The organism is Micromonospora sp. NPDC048894 (genome assembly GCF_040649765.1).
Lineage (GTDB): Bacteria > Actinomycetota > Actinomycetes > Mycobacteriales > Micromonosporaceae > Micromonospora > Micromonospora antibiotica.
The window spans coordinates 541859-558814 of record NZ_JBEZFY010000004.1; the positions used below are offsets into that span (position 1 = coordinate 541859).

The window sequence follows — 16956 nt, forward strand, 5'->3', positions numbered from 1 at the left end:
GGTCCGGTCCGTTCACGGCACGGGTCGGTGCGGGCGGTGGGTGGGGTGCCAGGCGCGGGCCGGGTCCGTGGAGGGCCACAGTTCGGCCAGCCACGGGTCGGCACGCTCGGCCGGTACGCGCTCGACGGCGACCGCCCGGCGACCGAGCAGCACCACGTACGCCAGGAAGCCCAGCCACACCGTCGCACCGACGCCGACCCGAAGCGCCACCGGCACCGGCGACGGGGTGACGAACGCCTCCAACAGTGCGGAGACCGCAAAGAGCCCGACCAGACCCACCGCGACCAGGATCGCCGAGCGGCCCGCCTCGGCCACCGCCCGCCCCCGGCCCAGGTGCTCCGGTGGCGAGATCCACGCCCAGGCGGTCCGCAGCCCCACCCCGGCCGCGACGAAGACCCCGGTCAGCTCCAACAGCCCGTGCGGGGTGATCAGGCCGAAGAACACGTCGGCCCGGCCATAGGAGACCATCACCCCGCCCACCACCCCGACGTTCAGCGCGTTCTGCCACAGCAGGTAGAACACCGGGACGACGAGCACCCCCGAGGCGAGACACTGGGCGGCGATCCAGGCGTTGTGGGTCCACAGGTGGAAGGCGAACGTGGGCGCGGAGAACTCGGTGTAGTAGCCGGCGAAGCCGGAGTCGACCAGGTCGGCGGCGGCGTCGGGGCCGATGAACGCGGCGGCGGTGCCCGGGTTGCCCGCGACGTACCAGATGAGGAAGCCGCTGAGCAGGCTGAACCCGGTGGCCACCGCACACCACCACGGCCAGGCCCGGTAGACCGCACCGGGGAACCCGACGACCAGGAACCGCCCCAACGCCCCCCAGGACGGCCGTCGGCGACCGGTGATCCGGGCCCGCGCCCGCAGCACCAGGTGGGACAACCGGCTGACCAGGGCCGGATCGGGTGCCCGGCTGCGCAGCGCCGACAGGTGGGTGGCGGTGCGCTGGTAGAGGACGATCATCTCGTCGATCTCGTCGACGTCGAGCCGACGCCGGTCGCAGAACAGCTCCAGCCGCCGCCACTCGTGGCTGTGCTCGGCGACGTACGCGTCGAGATCCACTGGTCCTCCCCCGTCCCGCGCCCATAGTGTTCACTGTCCGGGTGAGAGCGCAACCACCGGTGCCGGCCCGCGTCGGCCCGGCGGACACCCCGACCCGCGTCGGCCCGGCGGACACCCCGGCCGGCGGACGCTGGGCGGACGCCGGGCTGATCAGCGGCGAGGCCGTCGAGCTGGACGTGCGGGCGGCCCGGCTCGGCTCCCGGGTCCTGGCGCTCCTGATCGACGTCGTCGGTCAACTGCTCTGCGCGGCGCTGCTGGCGCTGACGCTGACCCCGGTGGTGCTGATCCTGCTGCCCGACCCGGTGGTGGACCGGGCCTTCACCGGGGCGTTGGAGACGCTCGGCCTGGTGCTGGTGCTGGTCGGCTATCCGGTCGCCTGGGAACGCCTCAACCACGGCCGGACGCCCGGCAAGCTCGCGGTGGGCCTGCGGGTGGTCAGCGCCGACGGCGGCCCGGTGGAGCTGCGCCAGTCGCTGACCCGGGCGCTGGTGGGGGTGGCCGTGGAGTGGCCGGGGCTGGTGCTGCCGCTGCTGAGTTGGGTGGCCGGCGTCACCGTGATGCTGACCGATCCGCGCGGGCGACGGCTGGGCGACCTGGTCGCCGGCACCATGGTGGTGCACACCCGCACGACGCAGGGCTGGCGACCGGCCCCACGGATCATTCCGCCGCTGGCCGGCTGGGCGGCCACCCTGGACCTGACCAGGCTCGACGACGCGCTGGCCCTGGCGGTCCGGCAGTACCTGACCCGGGCCGGGCAGATCGTCGAGCCGTACCGGTCGAGGTTGGCCCGGGAGTTGTGGTGCGAGGTGGCGGCGGTGACCGCCCCGAAGTCACCGCCCGGCGTACCGGAGCCGTTGCTGCTGGCGGCGGTGCTGGCGGAACGGAACCGGCGCGGCACGCTGCGGCTACGCCGCAACCGGGCGCTCACCGCCACCCTCTGGCCCGACCTGCACCCGGCCACCCCCGCCGCCGTCGAACCGCCGGCCCCGGGCCCCGCCCCGGCCCCGGCCGCCGCCCCGGCCCCGGCCGGGGTGCGCCCGGCTGTGCCGGCACTGCGGTCGGCGTCGCCGGAGGATTCCGGGTCGCCGCTCAGCTGAACAGGGCGCGACCCCACCAGTCGGCGGCGTCCCGGACCCCGGGCGGGCAGGCGAACAGGCCGCTGGAGACGTGCCGCAGGTATTCGTTCATCGCGTCGTTGCGGGCCAGCTGGGTCTGGATCGGCACGAACTGCCGGCGCGGGTCCCGCTGGTAGGCCATGAAGAACAGCCCGGCGTCGAGCCGGCCCAGCCCGTCCGAGCCGTCGACGTAGTTGTAGCCCCGGCGCAGCAGCCGGGCACCGTTGTTCAGGGTGGGGTGGGCGAGGCGCACGTGCGAGTCGACGGCGATCACCGGCTGGCCGTCGTCGCCCTTCGCGGCGAAGTCCGGCTCGTCGAACTCGTCGCGGCGGCCCAGCGGCGCACCGCTGCCCTTGGTCCGGCCGACGATCTGCTCCTGCTCGGTCAGCGAACTGCGGTCCCAGGTCTCGATCTGCATCCGGATCTTGCGGGTGACCAGGTAGGACCCGCCGGTCATCCAGTCCGCGCCGTCCTCCGGCTGGGCCCAGAGCTGCTCACGCAGCAGCCCGGCGTCCTCGGCCTTGAGGTTGGCGGTGCCGTCCTTGAAGCCGAAGAGGTTACGCGGGGTCGCCTGGTCCCGCGACGTCGACGAGGTACGCCCGAAGCCGAGCTGCGACCAGCGGACGCTGACCACACCCATCCCGATCCGGGCCAGGTTACGGATGGCGTGCACCGCCACCTGCGGGTCGTTGGCGCACGCCTGCACGCACAGGTCGCCGCCGGAGATCTCCGGGCGCAACGCGTCCCCGGCGAAGTGCGGCAGGTCGGCCAGCGCGGCGGGGCGGCGGCCGGCGAGGCCGAACCGGTCCCGGCCCTGCGCGTCGCGGAACAGGGTCGCGCCGAAACCGACGGTCAGGGTGAGCTGCGACGGGGGCAGGCCCAGCGCCTCGCCGGTGTCGTCCGGCGGGGCCTCCGGGACACCGCCGACGGCACCGATCACCCCGGCGTCCTTTCCGCCGGTCATCCGAGCGGCGGCGGCCGTCCACTCCTGGAGCATCGCGACCAGCCGGTCCCGGTCCTTGGTGATCACGTCGAAGGCGACGAAGTGCAGCCGGTCCTGGGCCGGGGTGGTGATCCCGGCCTGGTGTTCACCGTGGAACGGCACCGCCCCGGCGGCCCCGTCGTAGGCGGCGGCCCGGTCGCCGTCGCGGGTCAACGCGCCCGCTCCGGCGGCCACCCCGGCCACCCCGGCGACCCCGACCCCGGCCAGGGTGATCGCCCGACGTCGGGTCAGCCGGCGGCGACCCCGGCCGGTGGTGCTGCTCTGCTCGCTCATCGACTCTCCTGGGAGGGACCGGCCGTACGACGGCCGTGCTGACCCGTCGTCACCGGGCGACGGCGGCGGCGACCTTGCTGACCGGCTCGGCGAGGGCGTTGATGCTGTCCGACAACTCCTTGAGGTCGGTCTTGCTCAGCTGGGTGTGCAGCTTCCAGCCGTCGCCGTCGCGGTGCTTGCCGAGCGCCGCCTCCACGTTGGCGAACTCCTTGTCGAGCTGGGCGACCAGCTCGGGGGCGCGCTGCTCCAGCGCGGGTCGCAGCGCGGCGACGGCGGCCTTGGAGCCCTCCAGGTTGGCGTTGAAGTCCCAGAGGTCGGTGTGCGAGTACCGCTCCTCCTCGCCGGTGATCTTGCCGCTGGCCACCTCGTCGAGCAGGGCCTTGGCCCCGTTGGCGAGCTGGAGCGGGGTGAGCTTCTCGGCGTTGGCCCGGGCCACGATCTCCTTGACGTCGACCAGCAGCCGGTCGGCGATCGGGCCGTCCTTACTGATGTCGCCGGTGGTCCAGAGGTCCTTCTCGATCCGGTGGAAGCCGGTGAACTCCATGCCCTCCTCGATGACCTCCTCCCGACCGTCGATCTTGGGGTCGAGGTCGCCGAAGCTCTCCGCGACCGGCTCGATCCGCTCCCAGTAGGTGCGGGCCACCGGGTACAGCGCCTTGGCCTTCGGCACGTCGCCGGCCTTGACCGCGCCGACGAACTCCTCGGTCTTGGTGAGCAGGGCGGCGGTCTGGCTGGTCACGTACCGCTGGTAGCTGGCGGTGGCCTGGGTCAGCGCGGCGTCCGGGGCCACGGTCGCGGCGGTGCCGCTGACCTTCAGCGCGCCCCGGATGCCCCGGCCGCTCATCCCCGGCTTGCAGGCCGTCTCGTACGTGCCGGCGGGCAGTTCCACCCGCAACTCGCGGCTCAGCCCCGGGGCGATGTTCTCCACCTCGCCCATCACCCGGTCACCGGCGGCGTAGACGTAGAACTCGTTGACCTTGCTGCCGGAGTTGGTCACGGTGAAGGTCGCCTGACCGGCGTCCAACTCGGTGACGTCGACCTCGCACACGCTGTCGGTGGCCTTGACCTTGACCGTGTTGGCGGCCGTGCCATCCTGCTGCTCGTCCTTGCCGCCGCAGGCGGTGACACCGGTGACGGCAAGCGCGCCGACGGCGGCGAGCGCCAGGAAACGGGTGGTACGCATCGTTTGCTTGTCTCCTCGGGAAGGTTCAGGCTCGCCGCGACACGGCCGGCTGGGTGGTGGGGTTACCGTCGCCGGTGGGGGCCGGGTCGCCGGCCGGTGCGGGCTTCGCGGGGGCCGCCGGCCGCCGCAGGAACAACACCAGCACCGGTACGGCGTAGGCGACCCAGGCGACCATCTCCAGCACGCTCGGCGCGGCGGTGATGTTGAACATGCCGGCGAGCAGGGCGGCGTACCAGGTGTTGGGGTCGAGCACGCCGGTGATGTCGAAGGCCAGGTCGTTGAGGCCGGGGAGCACCCCGGCCTCCTGGAAGTCGTGCACGCCGTACTTGAGGATGCCGGCGGCGACCAGGATCAGCAGCGCGCCGGTCCAGGTGAAGAACGTCGACAGGTTGATCCGCAGGGCGCTGCGGTAGAGCAGGACGCCGATCCCGACGGCGGTGGCGATGCCGCCGATCAGCGCCAGCAGCGGTCCGGAGCCGGTGCCGCCGGTCGCGCTCTGCGCCGCCGAGTAGAAGATCAGGGCGGTCTCCAGGCCCTCCCGGACCACCGCGAGGAACGCCATCCCGGCCACCGCGAACGAGCCGACGGCCAACGCCTCGCTCAGTCTGCCGCGCAGCTCACCGGCGATCGTCCGGGCGGCCCGACGCATCCAGAAGATCATCCAGGTCACGAAGACGACGGCGGTGACCGAGGTGACCGCCTCGAACAGTTCCCGGTCCTCGGAGCGGGCCAGCAGTGAGGTCGAGGTGTACTCGATGAGCCAGCCGAACAGCACCGACAGGGCCACGGCGAGCCCGACACCGGCCCACACCTGGGGCAGCCGGTCGCGGCGCTGCGACTTGACCAGGAAGGCGACCAGGATGCTGACGACCAGCGTCGCCTCCAGGCCCTCCCGCAGGCCGATCAGGTACGTGGCGAACATCGGTACTCCGTGTCGTGGTCAGGCATGCCTCAGTTTACTTAGGGCAGCCATACCTTCCTCCTGATCCGGGGTCCCGTCAAGTCGTTCATGACAGGGTTCACCCTGGCCGGGATGGTCGGGCGGACCCGCTGGCCGGGGGGTGCCAGCCAGCCGCCCGACGTGGCAAAATCCGACGTACCCCAGGACAGGACGGCCCGTGCCCGACACGCCCCGCACCCCCACCCTCCGCCCCGCGTACGCCCCGCCACCGGTGAGTTCCGCCCCCGGCGCGCTTCGCCACCGCCAGCCGGGACGGCACCGGTGAGGGGCTTCGGCCCGTGGCTGGGCGTGCTCGCGCTGGTGATCGTCCTCAACGCACTCCGACTGCGCCCGCTGGCCCTGGTCGTGTCCCTCGCCTGGCTCGCCTGGTGCGTGTGGACCTGGGTCCGCCCGGCCCGCCGCGACAAGATCCGCTCTGCCGGGCGACGGTAGCGGCATCCACCGGCCACGACCCCGCCGGACCGCCCCACCGCGCCGCGAGACCCCCGGACGCGCGCAGGGCCGGCCGCTCGGCGGCCGGCCCTGCGCGGGTGTGCTCAGTAGCGGTAGTGCTCGGGCTTGAACGGGCCCTCCGGAGAGACGCCGAGGTAGGCGGCCTGCTCCTTCGTCAGCTCGGTCAGCCGGGCACCGAGCGCGCCCAGGTGCAGCCGGGCGACCTTCTCGTCCAGGTGCTTGGGGAGCACGTAGACGCCGATCGGGTACTCGTCGGTCTTGGTGAACAGCTCGATCTGGGCGATCGTCTGGTTGGCGAACGAGTTCGACATCACGAAGCTCGGGTGACCGGTGGCGTTGCCCAGGTTCAGCAGGCGGCCCTCGGAGAGCACGATGATGGCGTGGCCGTCGTCGAAGCGCCACACGTCGACCTGCGGCTTGATGTTCTCCCGGGTGACGTCGGAGCGCTTCATCAGGCCGGCCATGTCGATCTCGTTGTCGAAGTGGCCGATGTTGCCGACGATGGCCTGGTGCTTCATCCGGGCCATGTGCTCGTTGGTGATGACGTCGAAGCAGCCGGTCGCGGTGATGAAGATGTCGGCCTGCTCGACCACGTCCTCCAGGGTGGCGACCTGGTAGCCGTCCATCGCCGCCTGGAGGGCGCAGATCGGGTCGACCTCGGTCACCACGACCCGGGCGCCCTGGCCGCGCAGCGACTCGGCGCAGCCCTTGCCCACGTCGCCGTAGCCGAGCACGACGGCCATCTTGCCGCCGATCAGCACGTCGGTGGCCCGGTTGATGCCGTCGATCAGGGAGTGCCGGCAGCCGTACTTGTTGTCGAACTTGCTCTTGGTCACCGAGTCGTTGACGTTGATCGCCGGGAAGAGCAGGGTGCCGGCCCGGTGCATCTCGTAGAGCCGGTGCACGCCGGTGGTGGTCTCCTCGGTGACGCCCTTGATGCCGGCGGCGATCCGGGTCCAGCGCTGGTTGTCCTCCCCGAGGCTGCGGTGCAGCACCTGGAGGATGACCGCGTACTCCTCGGAGTCGGCGGACTCGACCGGCGGGACGACCCCGGCCTTCTCGAACTCGACGCCCTTGTGGACCAGCAGGGTGGCGTCACCGCCGTCGTCGAGGATCATGTTCGGGCCCTGCCCGTCCGGCCAGGCGAGCACCTGCTCGGTGCACCACCAGTACTCCTCCAGGCTCTCGCCCTTCCAGGCGTAGACCGGGACGCCACCCGGCGCCTCCGGGGTGCCCTCGGGGCCCACCACGATCGCCGCGGCGGCGTGGTCCTGGGTGGAGAAGATGTTGCAGGACGCCCACCGGACCTGCGCGCCGAGGGCGACCAGCGTCTCGATCAGGACGGCGGTCTGGATGGTCATGTGCAGCGAACCGGTGATCCGGGCGCCGGCGAGCGGCTGGGCGTCGGCGAATTCACGGCGGATCGCCATCAGGCCGGGCATCTCGTGCTCGGCGAGGCGGATCTCCTTGCGCCCGAACTCGGCGAGCGACAGATCCGCCACCTTGTAGTCGCCCTCGGCGAGGGTGGCCGGCCGGGCGTCGCTGGATGACGCCGGGAGGGTGCTGGTCATGAAGGCTCCTGTCGAACGATGGCTGCGCGACCATCCACCTTACGCTCGCCTTCTCGCGGCGCACGGCGGGCCGCCTCGGGACAGCACACGGGGCGGTCGGCACCGGACGAAACCTCCGCCCACCTGCCGGCCGCCCCGTGCATCCCCCCGGTTTGGTTTCCCCCGCGCGCCGCCGGACCTTCGTCGCGACAACGCTGCGTACACATATAGTTACACTGCGCCACGGCATAGTCAAGCAATTCGGGAAAGTCGGACTTGCGGCGTGCCGCGTCTGCCGCCAACTCTGCTGCGGAAAAGGGGTGAGATCGTTCAGATGCCGCAACTGGCGACGAACGCCGCGCCCGTACCGGAGACGACAAGTGCCGTCGCGGCGGCCGTGCCCACGGCGGCCTGCCCCGGACCGAGCATCACCGTGCCGACCCCGTCGTCCACCGCGACCTTGCCGCTGTGGCAGAACACCACCCGGGGGCCGGGCAACGGCAGCCGGACCTCCGGCCCGGACGCCTCCACCGTCACCCGGTGCAACGCGAAATCGTCCACCGGCACCGGCCACCGGACCACCCCGGACGCCACCGGACGGGCGGCGATCACCGGATCGTCCAGCACCTCGAAGCACAGCACCCGCAGCAACTCGTCGACGTCCACGTGCTTGGGGGTCAGCCCACCGCGTAACACGTTGTCACTGGCCGCCATGATCTCCACACCGCAGCCCCGCAGGTAGGCGTGCAGGTTGCCGGCCGGCATCCAGATCGCCTCCCCCGGCGTCAGCCGGACGTGGTGCAGCAGCAACGCCACCAGCACCCCCGGGTCGGCCGGGTAGCGGTCGGCCAACTCCCGGGCCAGGTCGGCGTCCGGCCCGGCCACGTCCGCCGTGCGCACCGCCCCGATCAGCCGGGCACGGTCCGCGTCCGGCCAGGTCAGCAGCGTCCGTACGGCCTCGCGCAGCCCCGCCGGACCGGCCCGCAACGCGGCCACCACCGGCGACAGCTCCGGTACGCCGAAACCGGCCAACGCCGTCGCCGACACCGCCGGGTCACGGAACCCGCAGAGCGCGTCGAACGGCGTCAACGCGACCAGCAACTCCGGCTTGTGGTAGGGATCGACGTAGTTACGCGGCCGCCCACCCCGACCCGCCCCGACGACGGTTCCGGCGTGGCCCGCCCCGGCAGCGGTTCCGGCGTGGCCCGCCCCGGTGCCACCGCCCACCCCTGCCCGCCCGGCCTCAGCCTGCCCTGCTTCCGGCTGCCCTGCTTCAGCCTGCCCGGCCGGCGACCCGGCGCAAGCCTGCTCGGCCGCGTACCCGGCGCGGGCCTGCTCGGCGTCCGGGTGGGCCTGGAGACTCAACGGGGCCTCCGCCGCGAGCACCTTCAGCAGGAACGGCAGCCGGGTGCCGAACCGGCCGACCACCTGGTCGCCGAGCCAGTGATCCGGCTCGGCGACCAGCAGATCGGTCAGGCTCATCCGCTCGCCGCCCCGGTCGACCGTGGCCGGGCCGCCCGGGTGGGCGCCCAGCCACAACTCCGCCTCCGGGCCGGCGCTGGGCACCGGTCGCCCCTGCAACTCGGCGATCGCCGAGCGGGACCCCCAGGCGTAGTCGCGGATCGACCCGTAGAGCAGCTCCACGCTCAGCCCCCGGCCCGCCCGGCCACCTCACCCGACTCGCTCGGCGACGGCACGACGGCGGTCGGCGCGGCCGTGCCGGTGCCGGCCCGCTCGGCGGCCACGCTGTAGATGTCCGGTTCCAGGTAGATGACCCGGGCGATCGGCACGGCCGTACGGATCCGCGCCTCGACCGCGTTGATCCCCCGGGCGAGTTCCTCGGCGCTCTCCCAGGCCGGCACGCCGATCTTCGCGGCCACCATCAGCTCCTCCGGACCGAGGTAGAGCGTCTTCATGTGGATGATCCGCTCGACCTCGGGGCCGGCGGTGACGGCCCGCTCGATGGTCGCCAGGTCGGCCGGGTCGGCACCCTCACCGAGCAGCAGGCTCTTCGTCTCGATCGCCAGCACGATCGCGATGATCACCAGCAGTACGCCGATCATCGCGGTGCCCGCAGCGTCCCACATGCCGTTGCCGGTGATCAGCGTCAACCCCACACCGAACAGCGCGAGCACCAGACCGACCAGCGCGCCGAAGTCCTCCAGCAGCACCACCGGCAGCTCCGGCGCCTTGGCCCGACGGATGAAGTTCACCCAGGACTGGCTGCCCCGGGTGTGGTTCGACTCCTTGATCGCGGTACGGAAGGAGAAGCCCTCCATCACGATGGCCGCCAGCAGGACCGTCACCGGCACCCACTGCCACGCGGTGATCGGGTGCGGGTCGGCCGCCTTGTGCCACGCCTCGTAGAGCGCGAAGAGGCCACCGAGGCTGAACAGCACGATCGACACGATGAACGCGTAGATGTAGCGCTCCCGGCCGTACCCGAAGGGGTGCTCCGGGGTGGCCGCCCGTTTGGCCCGCTTACCGCCCAGCAGCAGCAGCGCCTGGTTGCCCGAGTCCGCCACCGAGTGGATCGACTCGGCCAGCATCGACGACGAGCTGGTCAGCAGGAACGCGATGAACTTGGTGATCGCGATGCCGACGTTAGCCAGCAGGGCGGCGATGATCGCCTTGGTCCCACCGTTCGCGCTCACGCTGTCGCTCCGCTCCGCGACGCGGCGACGTGAGACGCCGCGCTACCCGGTCCGACGGCCCGCTCGCCCACAGCGCGGTCCCTGCATGCGTTCACTGGTTCGACAGCTCCTTCATCTCGGTGACGGCCGGTACGGCCATCGGGTCCAGCCCATGGGCCAGGGCCAGATAGATCGACGCGAAGTCGGGCACCGCGACGAGGGAGGCGAGCCGTTCCAGCGCGGAACCACCCTCGGCGGTGACCACGTCGCAACGCACGCCCCGCCGCTCGGCGAGGGTCTGCACCGCGTCGGCGCGGCGCTCCTCGACGGCGAGCGGTTCGTCGGTGTCGTCGTCGGCGTTGAGCCCGCCGTCACGCAGCAACACCAGCCGCAACCGGGTCGGGTCGGGCTCGGCCTCGTCCGCGTCGGCGAAGATGTCCCGGGTCGACTCCACCAGGCCGCCGAAGACGCCGTCGAGCAGGCCGACCCGGCCCCGGCCGGCCTCGCCCAGCGCCCCGGCGACCACCGGGTAACGGGCGTTGGCCGACAGCGTGTCGCCGAACCGGCGGGCCGCCACGGTCGCCAGCGGGGACGACCCCCAGACGATCGGAATCGACCCGGCCAGCCCGAGGGCCAGCGACTTCGCCGGGTTGACGAAGGACTCGGCGGTCGACCGGCACCGGTCGGCGTCGGCGTCCAGCCGGGCCGCCGTCTCGGCCAGATCCGCCTCGTTGACCTTCACCAGGCCGAGCGTACGGGCGGCGAGCAGGACCGGCACGGTGAGCGCCCAGAGGCTGGCGCGGGCCGGGGCTCGGCGGGGCACCGGGATGAACGGGGCACGGGCCCGCTCGGCCACCGACTGCAACTGCGAGTCGGGGGCGCCGACCGCGACCAACCGGGCACCCCGGCGGTGCGCGGCCTCGGCGGCACCCAGCGCCTCCGGGCTGCGACCCGACGCGCTGACCGCGATCACCACGTCGGCCGCGCCGACCCAGCCGGGCACCCCGGCGCTGCGGTGCGGGATGACGGGCACCGGGCAGCGCGGCCCGGCGACCGTGGCGAGCACGTCCCCGGTACGCCCGGCGGTGCCGATGCCCGCGATGACGACCGCCCGGGGGCGGCCCTCGTCCTCCAGCAGCGCCAGGTTGGCCTCGGCGGCCAGCGCGGCGGACTCCCGCACCTGGGCCCCGGCGGAGGCGGTGAAGCGCAACATTCCACCCGGGTCGTGGCTGGCGACCGCCTCCGGGTCGTCCAGCATCGATTCGTCGGCCACCCGCCGGCCACTCACGCCGGCCGTCCCCTCCATCACCGCTGCGCCTCCGGCCCACCGCGTGCCTCGTCCAGCAGCAACACCGGCACGTCGTCGCGCACCTCGAAGATGCGACCGCACTGCGTGCAGGTGAGGGTCTGGGCCTGAGCGTCGTAGTCCAGCGGTGCGTGGTGTGTGTCCGGGCAGGCGAGGATTTCGAGCAACTGCGGGTCCAGGGCCACGGCGCGGCTCCTTCCACGTGTGTGGTCTGTGCCGGTCGACGGTGCCGACCGGCGCGAGGGATCTTATCGGCGAACCCGCTCCAGCACCTCGTCACGCAGCGAGGTCATCCGCTCCTGGGTCGGCCCCTCCACGTTGAGCCGCAGCAGCGGCTCGGTGTTGGACGCGCGCAGGTTGAACCACGCGCCGTCGGGGAACCGCAGGGTGAGCCCGTCCAACTCGTCCGCCTCCGCCTGCGGGTAGGCGGCCCGCACCTCCGCCACCCGGGCGGCCTGGTCGGTCACCGTGGAGTTGATCTCGCCGGAGGCGACGTACCGTTCGTAGACGCTGGCCAGCAGGGACAGCGGCTGGGACTGCTCGCCCAATGCGGCCAGGGTGTGCATGGCCGCGAGCATCCCGGTGTCGGCGAACCAGAAATCCCGGAAGTAGTAGTGCGCCGAGTGCTCGCCCCCGAAGATCGCGTTGGTGCGTGCCATCTCGGCCTTGATGAAGGAGTGGCCGACCCGGGCCACCACCGGCACCCCCCCGTGTTCCTGGATGATCTCCGGGACCGCGCGGGAGGTGATCAGGTTGTGGATCACCGTGGAGCCGGGGTGTTTGGCCAGCTCGCGGGCGGCGACCAGGGCGGTGATCGCCGACGGGGAGACCGGTTCGCCCCGCTCGTCGATGACGAAGCAGCGGTCGGCGTCACCGTCGAAGGCCAGGCCCAGGTCGGCGGAGTGGGTCACCACCGCCCGCTGCAGGTCGACCAGGTTCTTCGGGTCGAGCGGGTTGGCCTCGTGGTTGGGGAAGGTGCCGTCCAGCTCGAAGTAGAGCGGGACGATCTCCAACGGCAGGGCCGGCAGCGCCGCGTCGCCGAGCACACTCGGCACCGTGTAGCCACCCATCCCGTTGCCCGCGTCCACCACCACCTTGAGCGGGCGGATGGTCGACAGGTCCACCAACTTGCGCAGGTGGGCCGCATAGTCGGGGAGCAGGTCACGCCGGTCGACGGGGGCCGTCGGCGCGGCGGTGGGGCGGGTGCCGGAGTCCAGCAGCGCCTGGGCCCGGACCCGGATGTCGGCCAGGCCGCTGTCCTGGCCGATCGGGCGGGCACCGGAGCGGCACATCTTGATGCCGTTGTACTGCGCCGGGTTGTGGCTGGCGGTGAACATCGCCCCGGGCAGGCCCAGCGCGCCCGAAGCGTAGTAGAGCATGTCGGTGGAGGCCAGCCCCAGCTCGATCACGGCCCGCCCCTCGGCCCGGACCCCGGTGGCGAAGGCGGCGGCCAGCCCCGGGCCGGTGGCCCGCATGTCGTGCGCGACCAGCACGGCGTCGCCCGGCTCACCGGAGGAGTTGAGCACCTGGGTGAGGGCGGACCCCAGCGCCTCGGCCGCCCGCTCGTCCCACTGGTCGGGCACCGTCCCACGGACGTCGTACGCCTTCACGATCTGGGACAGGTCAGACACCGGTTTCAGCTCCTCGACAGGGGTCGTCAACGACCCTGAGCGTATCGGAGCGGTGGCGTCCGTCCCGTGCTAGCCGGGGAGCTGGGGCATGATCGTTGTCGACCCACCGCCGGCGGTGGGCGTCGGAGCGGACCGCCCCTGGTCGGGCGGGACGGAGACGGGCCGTGCCGGGGCCGGCGGCACAGCGGCCGACGGGGCCTGCGGGGCGGCAGCCGACCGGCCTGCGGTGGAGCCGTCCGGAGCCGGCGGCACGGGGACACCCGGAGCCGGAACAGGCGGGGCCGAGACGGGCGGAGCCGAGACCGACGGAGCCGAGACAGCCGAAGCCGAGACGGGCGGAGCCGGAACAGGCGGGACCGAGACGGCCTGGGCCGAGACGGGCGGGGCAGGCGGAGCGGCGACCGGCTGGACGGGGACGGCCCGGGCCGACACCGATGGGGCAGCCGAGGGTGGGGCGGAAGCGGGGTGGTCCGGGGCGGAGGCCGGGCGGGCACCGTACACCCCGCCGGCCGGGCGCGGGGCGGGGGCGGGTGTCACCGCCGGGTAGGTGCCGGGTGCCCCGTACAGGCTGCCGGGGCGGGCCGGCGCGGACGGCTGGGGCTGCGGCTGCCCGTACACCTGGCCACCGGCGGGCGGCTGCTGGCCCCCGTACACCTGGCCGGCGGGTGGCGGGGGCGGACCCGGCACCGCGACCCCGGAGCGGTAGGTGGTCGGACCCGGGTTGCGGGGCTGCGGGACGGCCGGGAAGTCAGCCGGGCCGGCGGCCGGGGCGTGGTCGGCACCGGCCGCCCTGGCGCGGGCCCGATCGGCCCGGGACCGGAAGATCAACAGGGCGATGAGCCCGGCACCCAGGACCACCAGGGCGATACCGGCGTACATGATCATGGATCCTCCGGAGGTCTCTGCGGCGGCGGCCCGACCGGCGGGCGAGGCGGCGAGCACGGCCTGGGTGGCCACCGGCTCCGTCGCGGGCACGGGGGTGGACGCGACGGGGGTGGGCGTGGGCTTCCTGGTCGGGGTGGGACTCGGGGTCGGGGTACCGGCAGCCCTCCCGCCGACCCTGGACGTGTCGGTGCCCCGGCCGATCAGCCGGCCGACCGCCGTGGTCGCCTCACCGACCACGGCCAACCGACCCGCCGGTGCCCCGGCCAGGAACGCCACCCGGTAGCGGACGGTGCTGCTCTTCCCCCTGCACAACGGTGGAGCCGCCGACGAGGTACGGGAGACCCGCACCACGCCACCGTCTCCGGAAACGGGCACGCTGGACCAGCGGCCCCCGGTCTGCACCTCTACCCGCACCTGGTCCGCGCCAACCCCGGTGAGGCTCAGCCCCAGCGCGGTGCGCAGCGACACGCATCCGGCGCTACGTTTACGCACCTCGATCGAGACCGCGCCCGGGGAACCACCGGCGGAGAAGGCACCCGAGGCCCGGACCCGCACCCGGTCCGAGTCCGCATACGCGGGGAGCGCGCCGACCGCCACCAGGCCACCGAGCAGCGCACCGACGGCCACCACCCGCGTCGCCTGCCGACACACGGACATCTCCCCTCCCCTCCCGCCCCGGCGGGGCCGCGGGTCAGGTTACAACCCGGTCAGCGACCCACCCGGTGACAGAGCGTCCCGCATGTGGGCCGTATTACTCGTTCCCGGGGCGGGCGGCACCGGGCCCTTCGGCGGCAGGGCTCAGGATGGGCGGGCCGGCGCCGGCCGCCCACCCCGCCGACGCACGGCTGCGTTCGGCGACCCGCCACCCGTGCCGGCCGGCGCCGTGGCCGCCGGCTCGACACCGGCCGGCTCACTGCCCACGAACTCCTCCCCGACCAGCCCCGTCGCGGCGGCGAGGGTGTCACGGCAGAGCCGGTCGGCGGTCCGGGTGGTCTCCGGCAGCCGGTACCGGGGAGTCAACGCGAGCACCTGGTCGACCGCGTTGTCCAGGCTCATCCGGTGCCCGACGCTGACGAACACCGGCTTCACCCCGTCCCGGGTACGCAGCACCCGGCCGACGACCGCACCGGCATCGACCAGCGGGGCGGCGTCCCCCCGGCGCGGACCCGGCCCGGTCCACCCGCCCACCAGCGGGGTCTTACCCACCCCGATCGCCGGCAGCCCGGTCACCACGCCCAGATGACAGGCCAACCCGAAGCGACGCGGGTGGGCCAACCCGTGCCCGTCACAGACCAGCAGCTCCGGGCGGGTCGTCAACCGGTCCAGGGCGGCCAGCAACGCCGGCAGCTCCCGGAAGGCGAACAGCCCCGGCACGTACCCGAAGGCGGGCCGGCCGACGTGGACCGCCCGGTCCACCACCTCCAGGGTCGTGGCGTCGAGCACGGTCACGGCTGCGGCGAGCAGGTCACCACTCTCGGCGTACGCCACGTCCAGGCCGGCCACCGTCGCAGGCCGGCATGGCCCCGGCCCGATCAGGTCCGCCTGGGGCCGCAACCGGTCCTGTACGGCCACCGCCTCGGCGACCGTCAGCTCGGTGCTGCGGTGCTGCTCGGGCCGCCGAGCCGACTCAGCTCGGCTCACCGTCGCGCCCGCCCTCTTCCTTCTTGTTGCCGAAGGCCCCGAAGGCGATCGCGAAGATGGTGCCGATGGAGATCCCGAACACCACACCGACGGCGTCCTCGAACATGCTCCACCCGATGACGATGCCGATGAGCAGGCCCGACACCCAGGCGGTGAGCTGGCGCTTGTTGGCGGAGGGGTACATCACCTCATCCTATTCAGCTACCGCAAAGCACCCGTTTCGCCGGAGGCTGCCGGCGGCGTCCCGCCTTCAGGCAGGCTGCTTCTACGAGGCGTCAGACCCATCCACCCTCACCGCTCCATACCCGCCGGGCAGTGCGGCTTGGCGGGATCTACTCGCCTGCCGCCTGCTCGAAAATGCCTTCGATGGTTTCGGCGTCCGGGAGGAGCTGTCCTCCCGTCACTGCCAACGCGACCTGATCGGCAGCAGCCCGGTCGACCTCGCGGTAACGGTCGAGATTTCGATAGTCGTCAAGAAATCGGGTAACGAGCCCAGGGTTGTACACCCATGAGCGGCGGCGGTGGTCCCACATCAGGGCATGCCCCCGGGCCGGGTCGATCACGAACACACCTGCCGGCTCAGCCGTCTGGGCGTTACGGGACAGAACGTAGTAGGTCAACACTCTGACGCTCCATGTGATGTTCCAGTTCGGGAGATACGGGGAAGTCCTGCGCCGTCAGCCCGAACTGCGCAGCGACACCCGCAAAGTCTCGCCCATCAGTTCGGAGCGCCTCGATGTAGGACCACCAGACGCCCCTGTTGAGGTGTATCCACTTCGCAAAGGTGGCATCCTTCGCAGCGAAGAACTCCGCAAGCTGGGTGGGCACTTCGGCGGGCATTCCGTGGCGACGGTTGATCGACAACATCTCCAAGAATGCTTCGACCCGTTGTGCCGGCGACTGGGTCGTGCGACGCAGCACCTCGTACGCGCGGTGTGTCGCCAACCACGCGGCGCGGGAAGCTTGGCTGTGCACCTGCAACTCGAAGAGCTGCCCCTGCGGGGAGCGGACGGTGCAGTTGAAGCCGTAGAACCGATTGCCGGACCGCCAGAAGTTCTTACAGGAGCGCTCGTCAACCGTGAATCCGGCACGACTCAACTCCGCCACGGTCCCATGCACCGCCTGCTCGTAAGACACTACCTGTGACACTACGAAACAGAATCTGACTGGACGTTTCCTTCACCTTCACGCCAGTGTGACCGATTAGCGCCCCGGCCTTGGCCGGGCAACATGTCCCACTCCGGGTAGAATAGCCTCATC

At 72.5% G+C, this 16956-nt stretch carries 16 protein-coding genes and 1 pseudogene; 2 read left to right on the plus strand and 15 right to left on the minus strand.

Annotated features, from left to right (window positions below):
• Nucleotides 1-12: 12 nt before the first annotated feature.
• A complete protein-coding gene (locus AB0C22_RS12025; RefSeq protein ID WP_219467411.1) occupies nt 13-1062 on the minus strand; it encodes a stage II sporulation protein M in 1050 nt (349 codons plus the stop codon).
• Between the two features lie 41 nt (nt 1063-1103).
• Here AB0C22_RS12025 and AB0C22_RS12030 point away from each other — a divergent pair, with 41 nt between their 5' ends.
• Nucleotides 1104-2159: an RDD family protein gene (locus tag AB0C22_RS12030; protein ID WP_357534845.1), complete on the plus strand. Its 1056-nt coding sequence runs from the start codon at nt 1104-1106 to the stop codon at nt 2157-2159.
• Here AB0C22_RS12030 and efeB read toward each other — a convergent pair.
• Genes efeB through efeU form a run of 3 tightly spaced genes read right to left on the minus strand, consistent with a single transcriptional unit; the run spans nt 2152 to nt 5558 of the window.
• Nucleotides 2152-3453 (minus strand): iron uptake transporter deferrochelatase/peroxidase subunit, encoded by a 1302-nt coding sequence (gene efeB, locus AB0C22_RS12035; protein ID WP_219467409.1) that lies wholly within the window; start codon nt 3451-3453, stop codon nt 2152-2154. The two genes, AB0C22_RS12030 and efeB, sit on opposite strands and share 8 nt — an antisense overlap.
• A 49-nt stretch (nt 3454-3502) precedes the next feature.
• On the minus strand, nt 3503-4636 hold the full coding sequence (efeO, locus tag AB0C22_RS12040) for an iron uptake system protein EfeO (RefSeq protein ID WP_219467407.1): 1134 nt from the start codon (nt 4634-4636) through the stop codon (nt 3503-3505).
• Nucleotides 4637-4661: 25 nt separating this feature from the next.
• The gene (efeU, locus tag AB0C22_RS12045) at nt 4662-5558 is read right to left on the minus strand and encodes an iron uptake transporter permease EfeU (RefSeq protein WP_357534848.1); all 897 of its coding nucleotides are present in this window, start codon (nt 5556-5558) and stop codon (nt 4662-4664) included.
• 300 nt (nt 5559-5858) lie between these two features.
• Between efeU and AB0C22_RS12050 the strand changes: the two genes are divergently transcribed.
• Nucleotides 5859-6029: a hypothetical protein gene (locus AB0C22_RS12050; RefSeq protein WP_219467404.1), complete on the plus strand. Its 171-nt coding sequence runs from the start codon at nt 5859-5861 to the stop codon at nt 6027-6029.
• A 104-nt stretch (nt 6030-6133) separates the two neighbouring features.
• Here AB0C22_RS12050 and ahcY read toward each other — a convergent pair whose 3' ends face one another.
• From ahcY to AB0C22_RS12105, 11 genes and pseudogenes are all read right to left on the minus strand, one after another.
• Nucleotides 6134-7621, minus strand: coding sequence for an adenosylhomocysteinase (ahcY, locus tag AB0C22_RS12055; protein WP_219467402.1), 1488 nt, complete (start codon nt 7619-7621; stop codon nt 6134-6136).
• A 309-nt stretch (nt 7622-7930) separates the two neighbouring features.
• Nucleotides 7931-9244 carry a mannose-6-phosphate isomerase, class I gene (manA, locus tag AB0C22_RS12060; protein ID WP_357534851.1) on the minus strand — a complete coding sequence of 438 codons (1314 nt, stop codon included), beginning with the start codon at nt 9242-9244 and terminating at the stop codon, nt 7931-7933.
• A gap of 2 nt (nt 9245-9246) precedes the next feature.
• A complete protein-coding gene (locus tag AB0C22_RS12065; RefSeq protein ID WP_219467397.1) occupies nt 9247-10254 on the minus strand; it encodes a cation diffusion facilitator family transporter in 1008 nt (335 codons plus the stop codon).
• Nucleotides 10255-10345: 91 nt separating this feature from the next.
• The gene (locus AB0C22_RS12070; RefSeq protein ID WP_208570323.1) at nt 10346-11542 is read right to left on the minus strand and encodes an SIS domain-containing protein; all 1197 of its coding nucleotides are present in this window, start codon (nt 11540-11542) and stop codon (nt 10346-10348) included.
• Nucleotides 11539-11724, minus strand: coding sequence for a Trm112 family protein (locus AB0C22_RS12075; RefSeq protein WP_088642951.1), 186 nt, complete (start codon nt 11722-11724; stop codon nt 11539-11541). The genes AB0C22_RS12070 and AB0C22_RS12075 overlap by 4 nt, the downstream gene beginning before the upstream one ends.
• 63 nt (nt 11725-11787) lie before the next feature.
• Nucleotides 11788-13170, minus strand: a complete 1383-nt coding sequence (locus AB0C22_RS12080; protein WP_208570322.1) for a phosphomannomutase/phosphoglucomutase — start codon at nt 13168-13170, stop codon at nt 11788-11790.
• A 69-nt stretch (nt 13171-13239) separates the two neighbouring features.
• Complete coding sequence (locus AB0C22_RS12085) at nt 13240-14712, minus strand: hypothetical protein (RefSeq protein WP_357534853.1); 1473 nt, start codon at nt 14710-14712, stop codon at nt 13240-13242.
• Between the two features lie 297 nt (nt 14713-15009).
• Nucleotides 15010-15645 (minus strand): annotated as a pseudogene (gene nfi / locus AB0C22_RS12090) (deoxyribonuclease V); the annotation flags it as partial.
• Nucleotides 15646-15682: 37 nt separating this feature from the next.
• The gene (locus AB0C22_RS12095) at nt 15683-15880 is read right to left on the minus strand and encodes a hypothetical protein (RefSeq protein ID WP_208570320.1); all 198 of its coding nucleotides are present in this window, start codon (nt 15878-15880) and stop codon (nt 15683-15685) included.
• 148 nt (nt 15881-16028) lie between these two features.
• Complete coding sequence (locus AB0C22_RS12100) at nt 16029-16319, minus strand: hypothetical protein (RefSeq protein ID WP_219467394.1); 291 nt, start codon at nt 16317-16319, stop codon at nt 16029-16031.
• A complete protein-coding gene (locus AB0C22_RS12105) occupies nt 16291-16833 on the minus strand; it encodes a hypothetical protein (protein WP_357534856.1) in 543 nt (180 codons plus the stop codon). Before AB0C22_RS12105 ends, AB0C22_RS12100 begins: the two co-directional genes overlap by 29 nt.
• Nucleotides 16834-16956 lie beyond the last annotated feature (123 nt).